The organism is Reyranella sp., assembly GCF_004297405.1.
Lineage (GTDB): Bacteria > Pseudomonadota > Alphaproteobacteria > Reyranellales > Reyranellaceae > Reyranella.
Genome location: NZ_SCVC01000042.1, coordinates 70,486 through 87,792, shown reverse-complemented (window position 1 = coordinate 87,792; position 17,307 = coordinate 70,486). Strand labels below are relative to the sequence as shown.

Sequence of the window (17,307 nt, the reverse complement as noted above, 5' to 3'; positions counted from 1 at the left end):
CGCTCTGGGCGTGCCCCCGCTCATGGTGACCCTCCCCGGCTCCCGTGCGTTGAGCTGCGTGTCTGCGTTCCACGCCGCCGCGAGTTACAAGGGAATTACACGCGGCATCGCCGAAATCCCAGTGGAGGTTTTCAACAGGTAGTAGGTGGCCCCACCGTCGAAACCAGGGCTATGGGCAAGGTGCCACAAAGGAGGTCCGGCTTGACGTCGCGATGCAACAGCTCGACGGGGCCGCCACCCAGCCAGTCGTACAGCAAAGATGAGGGCGGCAGGTCGTCGAGGTGGAGGGTCGTGCCTTTCCACGCACCGGCAGACAAGGCGATAGTGTCGCCTTCCCCCAGCAGGCCAAGCGGCAGGCGCGGGACCACGACCAACAGCCACTCATTCTCCAGCATGCGTACGAAAGCCAGCACCGAGCCGGCCCAATTACCTTCGATGCGCACCGGTTGGTACGCGCCTCGGGCAAAGAGACGCGGAGCCCGTCGGCGCAGCTCCAGAGCACGCGTCATGAGCCTCTGTTTGAGACGGCCATCACGCCAATCGCGAGCCAGATCGACAAGCTTGCGGCGGTCGGGCGTGCGGCGGCGGTCGAAGTCGACCGGGCGGCGATTGTCGGGATCGACAAGACTCTGATCCCATAGTTCGGTCCCCTGGTAGATGTCGGGGACGCCGGGGAGGGTCAGCTTCAGCAAACACTGCGCGAGGCCGTTCACCGCGCCGGCGGGTGCGATGCAATGTGCGAAGCGTACGATCTCGTCGAGGAGGCCGGGAGAAACGCGATGGACGATCAAGCGTTCGATCGTGTCATGAGCAGCGGCTTCATAGGCTTCGTCAATGGCAGCCCAGTCGCTATGAAGCTTGGCTTCGCGTAGCGCCTTCTGCTGCCAGGCTTGCAATCGAGTGGCGAAGGCGGCGCACCCCGGCCTGTCATCCGTTGCGAGATCGAATGGCCAGGCGCCAACTAAGGTCTGCAGCAGCATTGCCCTGTCACCCGGCGAGAATGATCCACAGAAGGGCGCCATCGCCTCGACCCAGCGCCGTTGAAGGCGCGTCCACTGCTCCGGCACTTCACTTAACACTGCCAGCCGGGCGCGCACATCCTCACCGCGCTTATGGTCGTGGGTGGCTGTGGCAAGCAGCGCTTGCGGAAACGACACCTGCCGCGCCTCGACGCGAGCATGAAAGGCTTCAGGCGCCAGGGCGAAGGTCGCCGCATCGAAGCCGACATCGTTGCGCGAGAGCAACCGGCCGTAGCGGTAGAAGGCAGTGTCCTCGACGGCCTTGGCCGCGATAGGCGCACTGAGCTGCTGCAGTCGTGCCAGGGCCTGTGCAGGCCGCTTGCGGGAAAAGAGACCCAGCAGTGCTTCGAGCACCCATCGGTCCGTAGCATAACAAGTACGCGCCGCCGCCTCGGCCGTGTGACGCAGCAGGGCGAGATCGCTTGGCGCCAACCCTTCGGTCGTACCGTAGGTGCGATAGACAGGAAAGTGGGTCAGGAGTTCTGTCAGCACTCGACGTAGCGCGGGCAACGGTGTGTCGACACCCAGTTGTGCCTGAAACAAGCGGGCGCAGGCGTCGAGTTGAGCGGAGAAACTACGTGCCACAATAGCGCGACGAGCATTGAGTTCCTCAAGCGCGAAACGCGCGGGACGTCCACTAAGAAGAGACCAGGCGGCGGCGAGCACCGCTTCGCCATCCCCCGCGTGCTGGAGCGCGCTCACATCGTTCATGAAATCGTAGCCGGTTGTGCCATCACAAGCCCAATCCCTCGGCAGGGTTTCATCGCCCAATAGAATCTTCTCGACCACCAACCAGGCACCCGGCCGTTGATAGGCGCTGCCCAGATCGTCCAGCCGCTCGCGTAAAGCACGGCAATAGGCAGCCGGATCTCTGAGGCCGTCGACGTGATCGATGCGCAGCCCGTCGACCAAACCTTCTGCGTAGAGCTGCAGCGGCAACGCATGCACGGCCTCGAATGCGGCCGGCTCTTCCATGCGCAGACATACAAGCTCGTTTATGTCGAAGAATCGCCGCCAGTTGATACTGTCGCTGGCGGTACGCCAATAGGCCAACCGGTAGTGCTGTCGCTGCAGTACCTCCGCCAGCGGGCCCGCCTCAGTACCTGCTGCCAAGGGAAAGCGATGCTCAAAGTAGCGAAGCTCCGCGGCAGTACACGTTATCTCGCCTGCGGTGAGGATTTCCGACAGTGGGCGGCCCAACATCGGCAACAGGACCTTGCCGCGCAATTCGGGATCAGCGGTATCCCAGTCGATATCGAAGAAGCCTGCGTACGGGCTGTTCGGTCCCCGTGCGAGAACGTCGTGCCACCAGGGATTGGAAAGATCGGCCGCCATATGATTGGGCACGATGTCGATCACCAGGCCAAGCCCTGCCGCACGTGCCGTGGCAGCCAACGCAACAAACCGCTCCTCGCCGCCAAGCTCGGGATTGATGCGTGTCGGATCCACGACGTCGTAACCGTGCATCGACCCTCGGCGCGCAACGGTTATGGGCGAGGCATAGAGATGGCTGACACCCAGCTCGGCGAAATACGGCACCAGCCGTTCGGCATCGGCGAAAGTGAAGTCGGCATGGAACTGCAACCTGTAGGTCGCACGCGGAACGACCTGTGCGGGCCCAATCATCTGCGTCCGGCCGCAATCAGATCGATACGGCGACGCACGTCTGGCGACTCGAAGAGCGTGGCAGCGGGTAGATTGAGACGTCGACGCCAGTTGGGGTGTTCGTCGATCGTGCCTGGCAGATTGGGCTGATCGGCTAGCCCCAGCAGGTCCTCGAGGGGAGCGATCATCAGCGGGGACGGCGAGCGAGCGACGAAGGCCAGCGCGGCATCCACGGCAGGTGCCGTATCACCAGGTGGTGGTGGCGTGCGGCCAGCGACGCCCGCTCGGGCAAAGCTCTGCCAAAGACGGCCCCGATCCACTTCGCGCCGTGCCTCTTCATCGTCTGCGGCAAGGCCAAGGTCACGCCGGACGGCAATGTCTGCGCCGCTCCACCAACCGGCCGCTGTCGGGAGGTCATGGGTTGTCGTCATGGCCACTGCGTCGGGCCGCCAGCTTTGGGGCGAACGGAAGCCAGAACGGGAGCGCTGGAACCACAAGACATCCATCCCGGCAATGCCGGCGCGGCGCATGCGCGCGCGAAAACCCTGTGGCACCGTACCCAGATCCTCGCCGATCACGACAGCACCATGGCGATGGGACTCGAGCGCAACCAGCCGCAGCAGATCCTCGAAGGGATAACTCAGGTAGGCACCTTCAGATGGCATGGCCCCCTGCGGCACCAGCCAAAGCCGCAGCAGCCCCATCACGTGGTCGATGCGGACGCCACCTGAGTATCTCAGGCAGGCGCGCAGGGTCGCGAGAAACGGCTCGAAGCCATTTGCACGCAACGCCTGCGGCGAGAAACCGGCAAGTCCCCAATCCTGTCCGCGCGGATTGAAGGCATCAGGCGGCGCACCGACGGTGAGGCCGAGCAAAATGTCGTCCTGCCGAGCCCAGGCATGGCTGCCGTTACGATCCATGCCAATCGCCAGGTCAGCGATCAGACCAATGCGCATACCAGCGGCGCGCGCGGCCTCCTGCGTCACCGAAAAGGATCGGGCCGCCAGCCACTGCAGGAACTGGTGAAAACGTATCGTCTCCGCCTCCTTCTCAGCGAAGGCAACGACCTCGCGATCGAAGGGGTGCCGCCATCCCTCAGGCCACTCACTCCACGCCCCCGATGATCGGGTCTGCCAGTGGGCATGCAACGCTTCGAAAAGGGCATGCTCGCGCAAGGAGGCGCCCCCGTTTTGCACGAATGCAGTGAAATCTCGCGCCAGAGAAGTGTCTGCGGCAAGGTCGCGGTCGCGAAAATCTTCGAAGAGACTCCGCAGGAGGGCAAGCTTGGCGCCGGCCACTTGCGACCAATCGACCAACGATGCGGCTTGGGTATCCGACGTCGTTGGGGAAAGGAATCGCGCGACGCGCTCTGCGCCGAACAGATCCACCGGATCACCGAACAAGGGATTGAGGAACAGTCGGCTCGACGGCGAATAAGGACCATAACGCGCGGGATCGGCCGAGAAGAGACTGTGGACGGGGCTGAGCGCCACTGCGTCGGCACCGTGCTGTGCCGCAGACTCCGCGAGCTGGCGAACGGCCGTCGCATCGCCCACACCGCCATCTCCTGGTCGATGCAGGCTGTAGATCTGCGCGGCAACACCCCACATCGGACGACCCGCCGCCCGGTCCGCCAGCGTCACAGCGCAAGGTGGTGCCACGGCGACCGTCACTTCACCCGAGGCAAGACGCAGCCGGTAGTACCCGCTGCGATCCATAATGGGGCCAAAGGCGCGCTCGCGACGGTTCACGAACCGCAGCGACTGCACGCCCCCCGTCTCGTCAACAAGCTCGGCAACCTCGTCCACCTGTACAAACTTCGCCGGCAGAGCAAGCCGCGTATCCACGCGCAGCGTGATCAAGCGCGGCAGGCGCTCCGCTTCCTGGGACAGTCGATGCAGGCTCTCAGCGAGGTCCGAGGGAGTGGCGTTGAGAAAACCCAAGGCCTCGAGAATGTGCCGCAGCGAATCGATACCGACCCGTCGGTGATGCCCCTCCACGTCAACCCACTCATCGACGACGCCTGCGGCGCGCGCGAGATCGAGGAGGGCGACGTCGCTCATACCGCCCCATCGACGAAGACGACCGTCGTCGCGGCGTCCAATGTGCCATGCTGAGCACCAGCAGCCGCGCCCTCGTTCGTCGCGAAGATCAGCTGGCCACGCGGCGGTGCGAGCGTACAAGTCTCGCGCCCGAGGTTGGTCGCAATGGTGAGCACGGTGCCGTCGCCCAGTCGCCAGCGCGCCACGACGGCAGCGGGACCGCAGGGCATCGCATCGAGGGCGCGCGCTCCTTCAAGTCGCGGTATCAGGATCTTCGCGCGCAGTGACAGCAACCTGGCATAAAGGTCGCGGACTTGTTCACCACGGACCGGATCAGGCGCAGGAACGCTGATCTCGAAGGTCGCCAGCGCGTTCGGATCTGGAATGGAAGAAGCACTTTCTCCTGCCGCAAAGCCCGTGAATCCTGCGAACTCTCGCCGCCGGCCCTCCCGCACTGCGGCAGCCAGGTCGCCGCTGTGATCCGTGAAATAGAGAAATGGCGAAGCACTGCCCCTCTCCTCACCCATGAAAATCAGGGGGATCTGCGGGCAGAGGAGCTGCAGGGCAATGGCTGCATCGAGCGCATGTGGATCGGCCTGTGTACGAAGCCGGTCACCGAATGGCCGGTTGCCGATCTGATCGTGATTCTGCAGGAACAGTACGAAGGATGTCGGCGGGAGATCGGCGCTCGATGTGCCGCGTCGTACGCCCTTGCGGTAGTTCGAGACGTCGCCCTGATAGACGAAGCCCTCCGAGAGGCACCGCGCCAACCGACACGCCGGATCGTCGGCGTAGTCGGCGTAATAGCCGTCGCTCTCGCCCGTCAATAGAACGTGCAGGACGTGATGAGCGTCATCGTTCCACTGCGCATCGAAGTCATGGCGAAGATGATCGGCGACATTGCCGTCGTGCTCCAGGACAAGATGGACATGGCGGCCCGGCTCGATCGAACGCCGAACCTCGGCTGCCATCTCATCCAGCCAGTCTGCCTCTGAGATCGCATGTACGGCATCGAATCGCAGGCCGTCGAAGCGATACTCATGCAGCCAGTAGAGCGCGTTCTCGGTGAAGTAACGACGGACTTCCGGGCGACGAAAATCGATGGCGGCACCCCAGGGCGTGGCAATATCGTCCCGAAAGAACTCTGGCGCATAGGCGGCGAGATAGTTCCCGTCGGGTCCAAAGTGATTGTAGACGACGTCGAGGAACATCATCAGGCCTGCGGCATGGGCAGCATCGACCAGCGCCTTCAGTTCGTCGGGCGAACCATAGCTAGAGTCCGGTGCAAAAGGCAGCGCGCCGTCATAGCCCCAGTTGCGAGAACCGGGAAAATCGTTGACCGGCATCAGCTCGACTGCAGTGACACCGAGCCGAGCCAGCACCGGCAGCGCTGCTTGAACGCCGGCGAAACCGCCATAGGCGCCGACATGAAGTTCGTAAAGGACAGTCTCCTGCCACTTGCGTCCCCGCCATGTCGGTTGCCGCCATTGGTAGGCGCGTGGATCCACAACGAGGCTCGGCCCATGAACATCGTCGGCCTGCGCGCGCGAGGCTGGATCGGGTACGGTCAGGCCATTCTCCAGCCGATAACGATAGCAAGCACCAGCTCCGCAAGGCGCATCGGCTTCGAACCATCCTCGACCGACAGCGCGCATGGGTACTGGCGAGTGACCCTCGATCTCAACGGCAACATGCTGTTGCGCCGGTGCCCAAAAGCGAAAGAGTGTCAGGTTCGGCGCGAGGAGTGACGCCCCGAACGGCAGATCGCGGGCAAATCGGCCACTCATCCGGCCCTCATCGCAAGGGCCAGCACCAGACTACGAGGAGCTACCGAAATCTCTTCGCCGTCGAGATCGCGCTCCGGCGCTTCGGGCGCAGCGCTATCGAGAACGATCCGGGTCGCCCAGCGGGGTGGCGGTAGACGGAACCGATGTTTCTCCGCGGTGGCATTGAAGAGCACAGAAAGGATGGTTACCGATCCATCGTCGTCCCGACGAGCGCGCCGCAGCACGAGCGTCCGCTCTTCGGCATTGTTCCAGGAATCGCTCGAGATCACCTCACCCGAGGCATCGAACCAGGCTATGTCACGGATACCTTCCGCTGGCTCCTCGAGCCCATGCAGGAAATAGGGTGAACGCAGCACAGCATGTCGGTGACGCAACGCCACGATACGAGCGACAAACGCCGTGAGCGCCTGGCCCTCGCGTTGATCCAGCAAATCCCAATCGATCCACGAGATCTCGTTGTCCTGGCAGTAGGCGTTGTTATTGCCATCCTGCGTGCGACCGAACTCATCGCCGCCCAACAGCATTGGCGTCCCTTGGGCAAGAAACAGCGTGGCAAGCAGCGCTCGCTGCACGCGCTGGCGGGTGTCGAGAATGACGGGATCGGTGGTCGTTCCCTCCTCTCCCCAGTTGGCCGAGTAATTCTCGCCGTGACCGTCGTTGTTGTCTTCGCCATTCGCCTCGTTATGACGCTCGGCGTAGCTCACCGTGTCAGCCAACGTGAAGCCGTCATGCGAGGCAACGTAGTTGATGGACGACCAGGGTCGCCGCCAGCGGCGATCGAAGAAGTCACTCGAACCAGCGAGACGTGCGGCAAAGTCTGCGCGTTGCCCGGGGTCGCCGCGCCAGTAACGCCGCACACCGTCACGAAACCGGTCGTTCCATTCCGAGAATCCTGGCGGATGATTGCCAAGCTGATACCCCCCCGGGCCGATATCCCAAGGTTCCGATATCAGCTTGACTCGTTGCAACACAGGATCCTGCCGTATGGCATCAAAGAAGCCCGAACACGGGTCGAAGCCATAACTCTCTCGTCCCAGCGTAACGCCGAGATCGAAGCGGAAACCGTCGACATGAAACGCCGTCACCCAGTAGCGCAGCGAGTCCATCACCATCTGCAGGACGCGCGGCGTTGAAAGGTTCAGCGTATTGCCCGTACCCGTATCATTGACGCAGTGGCGGGGATTGTCGGCAACCAGCCGATAGTAGCTGGCATTGTCGAGGCCCCGGAACGAAAGCGTGGGACCTAGTTCGCTCCCCTCGGCGGTGTGATTGTAGACGACATCGAGAATGACTTCGATGCCAACGGCGTGCAGGCGACGGACCGCTATGCGCAGTTCATCGAGGGTACCATCGGACAGGTATCTTGGTTCCGGGGCGAAAAAGCCGATCGTGTTGTAGCCCCAATAGTTGCGCAGTCCCTTTTGCAGCAGGGGGCGATCCTGCACGAAGGCATGTATCGGTAACAATTCGAGCGTCGTGACACCCAGCCTGCGGAGATGGGAAATGAAGACAGGATCACCGACCGCTGCGAAGGTACCCCGCTCGTTAGTTTGCAGGTCACTCCGCCGCATGCTGAGACCACGTACGTGCGCTTCGTAGATCACCGTGTCCGACCATGGGATGGCGGGTGGGCGATCATCCGCCCAGTTGAAGCTTTCGTCCGCGACTACGGCCTTCATTACGCCAGGCGCGCTGTCGCGGCGGTCAAAGGAGAGGTCGGCACGCGGCGAGTTGATGCGGTAGCCGTAGAGAGCGTCGGCATTACGCCACTCGCCGGTGAGGCGGCGGGCATAGGGATCGAGCAAAAGCTTGTGCGGATTGAAGCGATGTCCTGCCTGCGGATCGTAGGGCCCATGCGCCCGGTAACCGTAGATCAGGCCGGCGCGCGCATTGGGCAGGTAGCCATGCCAGACCTCGTCGGTGCACTCCGGCAAGTCGAAGCGCGCGATCTCGCGCCGCCCCGAGGGATCGAAGAGGCAAAGCTCGAGCCGCGTCGCGTGCGCGGAAAAAACGGCGAAGTTCGTCCCAAGCCCATCCCAGGTCGCGCCCAGCGGGTTCGGTGAGCCGGTCAGGAGTCGATTGGGCCAGGGTGACGTCGCCATGTCAGTCCTCGCAGCGCAGCATCACGGTCGCGAGTGGCGGCAGAGTGAGCTGAAGGGAATGCGGATGACCGTGTGAAGCCTGTTCGATGGCATGGACCACGCCGTCGTTTCCGAGATCGCTGCCGCCATAGAAGCGCGAATCGGTATTGGCGATCTCGCGCCAGCGCCCCGTGCATGGCACGCCGATGCGGTAGCCGTGGCGTGGCAGAGGGGTCATGTTGCAAACGACAAGAACAGGCGCCTTCCCGGATGAAGAGGAGCGCAGAAAGGCAAAGACAGAGTTTGCATGGTCATCGCCCACCAGCCAGGCGAAGCCCGCGGGATCAGCATCGCGCTCATGCAGCGCAATCTCGTTCACGTAGAGACCGTTTAGATCATGGACCAATCGCTGCACGCCTGCATGCGCCATGTCGTCAAGGAGATGCCAGTCGAGCGACGCGTCATGGTTCCATTCGCGCTCCTGTGCGATCTCGCACCCCATAAAGAGCAGTTTCTTGCCAGGATGCGCCCACATGAAACCAAGATAGGCACGCAGATTGGCGAAACGTTGCCAGCGGTCGCCCGGCATCTTGGCGACTAGAGAACGTTTGCCGTGCACAACTTCGTCGTGGGAGATCGGGAGGACGAACCTTTCCGAGAAGGCATAGAGGAGGCCGAACGTCAGCTCGTGATGATGGAAGGCGCGATGCACAGGTTCACGTTCGATGTACTCCAACGTGTCGTGCATCCAGCCCATGTTCCATTTGAAGTTGAAGCCTAGCCCGCCGGGTGGCGCAGATGTGACGCCAGGCCATGCTGTCGATTCTTCGGCGACCATGATCACGCCTGGGCAACGCTCGGCGACCACCGCGTTGAGATGGCGCAGGAAGCCAATCGCTTCGAGGTTCTCGCGTCCGCCATAGACATTGGGAATCCAGTCATCGGCGGGCCGGCTATAATCACGGTAGAGCATCGAAGCCACGGCATCGACGCGCAGTCCGTCGACGTGGAAACGCTCCAGCCAATGCAGTGCGCTAGCGATCAGAAAACCTTGAACCTCGCGGCGGCCGAAATTGTAAATGTAGGTATTCCAGTCGCGATGAAAGCCCTCGCGCGGATCAAGATGCTCATAGAGCGCCGTACCGTCGAAGCGCGCGAGACCATAGCTGTCAGTCGGGAAGTGGGCTGGCACCCAGTCGACCAGGACCCCGATGCCGGCGCGGTGTGCAGCGTCGACAAAGCGGGCAAAGGAGTCCGGCGGACCGTATCGTGCCGCCGGCGCAAAAAGACCGAGCGGCTGATAACCCCAGGATCCACCGAAGGGATGCTCGGTGATGGGCAGCAACTCGATATGGGTGAAGCCCATGTCGACCACGTAGGGCACCAGCCGTTCGGCCAGGAAATCCCAGAGCGGCCGCTCGGTATGGGACGCCTGGTGCATCCAAGAGCCTGCGTGAACCTCGTAGATAGAGATCGGTGCCTGTGCCGATTGGCGGCCGGCGCGTGTCGCCATCCATTCCTGGTCAGTCCATCGGCCTTCAAAGGGAGAGGCGACGATCGACGCGGTTGCCGGCGCTGGCTCGGCCTGCTGCGCCATCGGATCGGCCTTGTCCGGTAGCCGGAGGCCACCGGCGCCTACGATATCGAACTTGTAGGGTGCTCCGGCCATCACGCGGGGCACGAAGATCTCCCAGACACCGGCCGGATAGCGCAGCCGCATGCCGTGGCGGGTACGATCCCAGGAATTGAAGTCGCCGATCACAGCAACGCGTTCGGCGCCGGGCGCCCAAACCGCGAATCGTACCCCGGTCACACCGTCGATGGTCGCGACGTTGGCGCCCAGCGCGTCGGCCAAATGGAAATGACGCCCTTCGTTGAACAAGTGCAGATCGAGGTCACCCAAAAGCAGTCCAAAGGCATAGGGATCTTCCGTTTCCTGTACCGCATCCGGCCACTCGATTCGCAGAAGGTAGGGAGAGGCATCCGCCGTTGGCCCCTCGAAAAGACCATCGACGATGCCAGCACGGAGAGTGCCGATCGCCTGCCGGTCAGTGCGACGCAACACCTCCACCGATCTCGCGCCTGGAAGGAATGCACGCACGATCCGACCTGTGGGGCCATCCTGAGGGCCCAAGACCTCGAACGGCCTGCCATGGATCCCTGCAGCCAGCGCCTCGGCGGCGCGCCGATCGAGACGGCGAGCCGGGTCCATGGAGGGGCCTAAGTCATTCATCCGGCTTCCCCTGGCGGTGCGTCCTTGAGGAGGCGGGCTGCGATGCGCGCCAGGCCAGTCAGTGGGATCGCGACCCATGCCGGTCGGTTAGCAGCCTCGTAGCAGATCTCGTAGGCGGCTTTCTCGGCGAGGAAGAAGTCGAGCAGCTCGCCGCGATCCATCCCAGGCAACCCTGCCGCGGCCTGGCGATAGGTGGCAAGGAAGGCGCGCTGTGCCCCTTTGCGTAACCGCGTCACCAACCGTAGGCGGCGCGCTTCGGGGACGCGATTGGCCACGAAGTTTTTGGGATCGAGCGTGGTTGCCGCAGCGTAGTCGACCGAGCGCAGCAATCCCGCAACATCGCGCATTGGGCTCGCCTTGCGGCGACGTTCGGCAAGCGGCCGCGCTGGCTCCCCCTCGAAATCGATGATGTAGGCATCGGCGCTAGCGACCAGAACCTGGCCGAGATGAAAGTCGCCGTGGATGCGGGTCATGATCGAACCCAACCCGCTCATGGCGAGCCGGCGCATTGCTTCACTGAGTTCCGCCCGCCGCTCGAGAAGCTGCTGCGCATCGGCCGTGACGGTCTCGCTTTCCCAGCCCTTGCGATCGGCAATCACCTCCATCGCCTGATTGAGGAGGCCACCTGCCCTCTCCGTCCATGCAGCGACGTCATCGGCCTCGGCCAGTCGCGGCGAAAAGGCCTCGTTCGAGGTTGGCCGCGCCAGAACCTGGTGCATGGCACCGAGCTGGCGGCCAATCGCGCCAGCGAAGGCATGGTAGTCCTCGATATCGTCATCGCGCGACTCCGTGGTGGCCTCGCGACTGGCAAGATCGTCGAGCCCGCGGTGGAACTGGTTCAGCGTCCAAGTCCAGGCATCTCCCTGGTTACGCACGAACGCCTGCACGACGGCGAGCGCATGACGCTGACCGTCGGGCGAGATGCGGCTCACCTCACCCAGCAACGCCGGCGCATTGGCGAAGCTCTGGCTCGTCAGATACCGGCTCATCTCCGCTTCTGGATGCTCACCGGGCTGGATACGACGGAAGATCTTGAGCATCGCGGTATCGTCGACAATCAGCGAGCTATTGGACTGCTCGGCCGATAGCCAGATAACCGGAGCGTCCGGCGGTCGCTGCAACAGCTCGATCTTGTCTGGTGTCGGCTCGAAGACGATCTTGCCTTCCGGCCCTTCGATAGTCGTGCCAGCAGCCAGCGCCGTCAGCATCTCGCGTGCGAACTCCGGCAGGGCAAAGGCGTCCGTGAGGAGGCCGACACGCCGTCCGCGTCGCACGCGCGCCAGGGCCAACTGCGATGGCAGCGCTGCACTCTGTTCGTCTTCCCAGCTCACGGAGAGCGGCAACAGCCAGCGAGTGTTCTCGCCACCTGCCGTCACGTCGATCTCTCCCAGCAGCAAATCCCCCTCCCCACCCGGCAGGCGGGCCAGATAGGCGAAATGCGATGCCTGAAGCTGCTTGTCCTTGGCACCGAACCATCGGCGCTTGGCGAGATACGGAGGAAGCGCCTCGCGTTCGAGAACGGGCGCCATCGCTTGCACGCCATCAGCCAGTCGGGCACGCAGCACCACGGTCACATAATCCGGCAGCGGCTCCGGCGCGGGCGTATGCCAGGATGGCGCCTCGCTTTCGCTCGCCAGGATGAACCAGTAGAATCCGAACGGTGGAAGGGTCAGCAGATAGCTGAGTTGACCGATCGGCGGAAACAGCGAACCGCCGTTGAGTTCGATGGGTACGCGTCCGACGAACTCCGAGAGATCGAGCTCCACGGCCTGGGGTGAGCGCGCGACATTGGCGACACAGAGAATGACCTCGCCATCGAGTTCGCGGAGATATGCGAGCACCTTGCGGTTCTTTGGATACAGAAAGCGCAGAGTTCCGCGTCCGAAGACCCCATGGGTGCGACGCACGGCTATCATGCGGCGCATCCAGTGCAGCAATGAATGCACGTCCTTCGTCTGAGCCTCGACGTTGACCGTCTCGTAGCCGTAGAGCGCATCCATGATGGATGGAAGCGCCAGTGCCGCCGGATCAGCCCTTGAGAATCCACCGTTGCGATCCGGGGACCACTGCATCGGCGTGCGGACGCCATCGCGATCGCCGAGCCGGATGTTGTCGCCCATGCCAATCTCGTCGCCGTAGTAGATCACCGGCGCTCCGGGCATTGAGAACAGCAGGCAGTTCATCAGCTCGATGCGTCGACGATCCCGCTCGAGCAATGGCGCCAGACGACGGCGGATACCGAGGTTGAGACGTGCCCGACGGTCCGTGGCGTAGGTCTGCCAGAGATAGTCCCGCTCCGAGTCCGTCACCATCTCGAGGGTGAGTTCGTCGTGGTTGCGCAGGAAAATCGCCCACTGGCAGTTGTCGGGAATCTGCGGCGTCTGACGCATGATGTCGGTGATGGGAAACCGGTCTTCGCGCGCCAGCGCCATGTACATGCGCGGCATCAACGGAAAATGAAACGCCATATGGCATTCGTCGCCCTGACCGAAATACTCCTTGGTATCCTCCGGCCATTGGTTGGCCTCGGCCAGCAGCATGCGACCAGGATAGGAAGAGTCGATCACCGCACGAATGCGTTTCAGAACGTCGTGCGTCTCCGGCAGGTTCTCATTGTTGGTGCCTTCGCGCTCCACGAGATAGGGCACGGCGTCGAGCCGTAGCCCATCAATGCCCATGTCGAGCCAGAAGTGCATAACGCCCAGCACAGCCTCGAGCACTGCCGGATTGTCGAAATTGAGATCAGGCTGATGAGCATAGAAGCGATGCCAATAGTAGGCCTTGGCCTCCGGGTCCCATGTCCAGTTCGAGCGCTGACTGTCGACGAAAATGATACGCGTGCCGCTATACTTCTGATCATTGTCGGACCAGACATAGAAATCGCGCTCGTTCGAACCAGGTGGCGCCAGACGGGCCCGCTGGAACCACTGATGCTGATCGGAGGTATGATTGATGACGAGTTCGGTGATGATCCGGATACCCAGACGGTGCGCTTCATCGATCAGGCGCTTCACGTCATCAAGCGTGCCGTATTCGGGATGGACGGCGGTGTATTCGGCGATGTCATAGCCATCGTCCTTCCGGGGCGATGGATAGAAAGGCAGCAACCAGATCGTATTGATACCCAACTCGGCGATGTAAGGCAGACACGAAATGAGGCCGGGAAAGTCACCTATGCCGTCGTTGTTGGAGTCGAAGAACGACTTCACGTGCAGCTGATAGATGATGGCGTCCTTATACCAACTTGCATCGGTAGCAACCGGCAGGGTGACATCGGTGACCGGTGCATTCATGCCGCCCTCCGCGACGAAAGACGCCAGATCGCAAATGGCAAAGTGGCCGGGTTGAGCGACACGCTTTGCATCTTGCCCTGCCACGCGAACCGCGCGTCTCGAACCAAGTCCTCGACCTGAAGCACGCCATCGTCGGGCAACTTCCATTCCCAAAGCGGAAGTTCAAAGTTCGCGTGCTGGGGCCCATGAGGATCGAGGCTCACGGCAACGAGGATCATGTCGTCGGCACCGGGCTCCCGCTTGCCATAGACGAGCACTTGGTCGTTGAAGGCATTGTAGAACGTCACGCCGCGGTGACTGTGCAACGCAGGGTAAGTTCGGCGCAGCCGATTGAGCAGCGTGATCTCGGCCACGATGTTGCCAGGTGACGCGAAATTGCGCGGCCGTATCTCGTATTTCTCGGAATCGAGGTATTCCTCCCGCCCCGGAAGGGCGGTCGCTTCGCAAAGCTCGAAGCCCGAGTAGACACCCCAGAGGCCTGACAGGGTGGCGGCCAAGGCCGCTCGAATCAGAAAGCCGGCACGGCCAGAGCTTTGCAGGAAGATGGGGTTGATGTCGGGGGTGTTGACGAAGAAGTGCGGGCGGAAGAAATCCACGACCTCGGTCGTCGTGAGTTCCCGCAGATAGTCGATGATCTCCTGCTTGCCGTTGCGCCACGTGAAGTAGGTGTAAGACTGAGAGAACCCCACTTTGGCCAGCCGATACATCATCTTCGGCCGCGTGAAGGCCTCTGACAGGAATATGACGTCGGGGTGCCGGCCGCGAATGTCGCCGATCATCCACTGCCAGAACGGCAAGGGCTTGGTGTGCGGATTGTCGACGCGGAAGATGCGGACGCCCTCACCCACCCAATGCAGCACGACGTCGCGCAAGGCGAGCCACAAAGCAGGAATCGCACCGTCGGCGTAGAAATCGACATTGACGATGTCCTCGTACTTCTTCGGCGGGTTCTCGGCATATTTAATCGACCCGTCGGGTCGGTGCCGAAACCATTCGGGATGTTCCCGGAGCCAGGGATGATCGAGTGAGCATTGGATGGCAAAGTCGAGAGCGATCTCCAGGCCATGATCGTGCGCCGCGGCAACGAGGCGGCGGAAATCCTGTGGCGTGCCCAGGGCCGTATGGATCGCGTCGTGACCGCCGCCCTCGCTGCCGATGGCGTAAGGACTGCCCGGATCGTCAGGGCCGGCGGAGAGACTGTTGTTGCGGCCCTTCCGGTTCGTATGGCCGATCGGGTGAATTGGCGGGAAGTAGAGGACGTCGAAGCCCATTTCCCGCACGCGCGGTAGCGTGGCAATGACATCATCGAACGTGCCGTGACGGCCGGCACTGTCGGTGATCGAGCGTGGGAAGAGCTCGTACCAAGCGGCAAATTCTGCCTGAGGCCGCTCGACCTCGACGGCAAAGGGTCCTTCGTACGCAGGTAAGTGGCGTTCGGCGACGGCGGCGACGCGCGTCCGCGCTTTCAGGGAGGTCAGTTCTGCGACAGCGGTATCCGCGGCTCCGGAACGAGCGGCCGCAGCCAGCGCGGTGATGGCGGGATCAATATCGCCGAGGGACTGGAGGAAAGCATCAGCTTCACTCAGTTCGACAGCGATATCGACGCCAGCGCGATGCTTGACCTCCATCGCGTGGCATAAGCTGGCGTACTCATCACGCCACGCCTCAATGGAGAAATGGTGGCGCCCGATGCGGCCTGGCGTCACCGTCGCTAGCCAGCGATCATTGCCAACCAATCTGAGCGGAACGATCGACCGGTCCTGTTTGTCGGCGGACCACCATGTCAGTTCGGCAGCCAGCACGTCGTGGCCATCGGCAAGAATATCGACCTCGATGGTCAGGGGCCGACCAACAATATGCTTCGCAGCAAAGCCGGCACCCGCAACCACGGGACTCACACGTTCGATGGCGACTGGAGAACGAGCCGCCGCCAGCTTGGCGTCTCGTTTGTCGTTGCGGCGAGACGCACGCACGGGCTCGGTTGGTGCAACCTCGACGACCAACACCTCTCCAGGCTGCAATAGACGAGGCGCCAACGGCCCTTCCGTCTCGATCGCCACCAACCCGAGGCCAGCCATTGGCGGCAAAGGCTCAAGGCCGAGCGACACCTCGGCAGGTGTTGACTGGGTATTGACAGCGATGGCGACTCCGCAGCTTGCTTGCCGCGCATCGTCGCGATCGGTGCGCACGAACATTGCGACGGCAGCATCGGGAGCCGAGAGCGCTCGCAGTTCGCCTGTAACGCGCTTGCACGCCAGCTTGTCTGCGAGTGCGTGAGCACGCCTCGTCTGGCACGGCTCTTCTACTCCCCCCGGCATGAACACACCATGGGATGCGGCGGCCGCGAGCATGAGATTACGGGTCAGCCGCTCCGCCGTTAATGAAACTGCTTCGTAAGGTGGAGCGACAACGCCCAGCACCGGCGCGATACGCCGCAAGGCTTCATATTCCTCGACGAGCCATCCGGCCCTGCCATCCCACCAACAGGTCGAAGCAAAAACCGCGCTGAGACCGGCGTCTGCCAGTTCACGATGCCGCGCCCAATCCAGCCCCGGCGTCCAGCCCCAGAGGTCGCACGCTGTCTTGGCGCGAACCGCATTGACGATCGGCCGCAGCGCTTGACGCGGCAGATCAGCCACGCCGAGAAGACGAAACCCCCGGGCGCCCGAACTCACGAGCGCCGCCAAGTGCATTGCCCACCATTCTGCGGCACGGCTCTCCGCCCCCTCCCGCAGCACGGCCGATAAGACGTCTCGTCGGGTGTGCCGAGGATCGAGCGGATTGAGGCCCGGGAACTGGTGATAGATACCGGTGAGGCCTTGCGCTGACGCTCCGTTGCAGGCCACACGATCGAGCACGATATCAACGAATAACGAGAGGCCCTGCCTGTCGCTTCTCCGGGCGAGCTGCTCGACGACCTGCACTGGAGAGCCAACCTGCGCCCAAGACTCCAACGAGCGGGAGTGATCGGCCACCAGAAGCGGATCGCTCGGTTGTGCCAGATCGAACAACGGACCGAGGCAGATGCAATTCGAGCCCACTTCGGCGGCGCGCCGTGCGGCAAGGTCAAAGTCTTGTAGCGAGTTCAGACGGCGCAAATCGAGGTGAGTCACATTCAATGCTCGCCCACCGGCGGCGGCTGACATATCGGCGTCCGTCGCCCCTGCGGTGCCGTGCTCCCTCATGGAAATAGCAACACGCCACGGGTGAAGTGGTTCCCTGACGTGGCATAAACGACAACCGCATT

General features: G+C 62.7%; 7 protein-coding genes. All 7 read right to left on the bottom strand.

Translation table 11 applies throughout. The features are described 5' to 3' along the window. Window positions 1-131: 131 nt before the first annotated feature. The 7 genes from treY to EPO50_RS26550 are packed head-to-tail and all read right to left on the bottom strand — an operon-like array spanning window position 132 to window position 17,206. A complete protein-coding gene (gene treY / locus EPO50_RS26580) occupies window positions 132-2,645 on the bottom strand; it encodes a malto-oligosyltrehalose synthase (RefSeq protein ID WP_296349239.1) in 2,514 nt (837 codons plus the stop codon). After that, window positions 2,642-4,687 (bottom strand): 4-alpha-glucanotransferase, encoded by a 2,046-nt coding sequence (gene malQ / locus EPO50_RS26575; protein ID WP_296349237.1) that lies wholly within the window; start codon window positions 4,685-4,687, stop codon window positions 2,642-2,644. Before malQ ends, treY begins: the two co-directional genes overlap by 4 nt. After that, the gene (gene treZ / locus EPO50_RS26570) at window positions 4,684-6,453 is read right to left on the bottom strand and encodes a malto-oligosyltrehalose trehalohydrolase (protein ID WP_296349234.1); all 1,770 of its coding nucleotides are present in this window, start codon (window positions 6,451-6,453) and stop codon (window positions 4,684-4,686) included. The genes malQ and treZ overlap by 4 nt, the downstream gene beginning before the upstream one ends. Next, window positions 6,450-8,555 carry a glycogen debranching protein GlgX gene (gene glgX, locus EPO50_RS26565; protein ID WP_296349232.1) on the bottom strand — a complete coding sequence of 702 codons (2,106 nt, stop codon included), beginning with the start codon at window positions 8,553-8,555 and terminating at the stop codon, window positions 6,450-6,452. Before glgX ends, treZ begins: the two co-directional genes overlap by 4 nt. Before the next feature lies 1 nt (window position 8,556). Beyond that, window positions 8,557-10,746 (bottom strand): 1,4-alpha-glucan branching protein GlgB, encoded by a 2,190-nt coding sequence (glgB, locus tag EPO50_RS26560; RefSeq protein WP_296349667.1) that lies wholly within the window; start codon window positions 10,744-10,746, stop codon window positions 8,557-8,559. Between the two features lie 17 nt (window positions 10,747-10,763). After that, complete coding sequence (gene treS, locus EPO50_RS26555) at window positions 10,764-14,060, bottom strand: maltose alpha-D-glucosyltransferase (RefSeq protein WP_296349231.1); 3,297 nt, start codon at window positions 14,058-14,060, stop codon at window positions 10,764-10,766. Continuing rightward, complete coding sequence (locus tag EPO50_RS26550) at window positions 14,057-17,206, bottom strand: alpha-1,4-glucan--maltose-1-phosphate maltosyltransferase (RefSeq protein WP_296349229.1); 3,150 nt, start codon at window positions 17,204-17,206, stop codon at window positions 14,057-14,059. The genes treS and EPO50_RS26550 overlap by 4 nt, the downstream gene beginning before the upstream one ends. Window positions 17,207-17,307 lie beyond the last annotated feature (101 nt).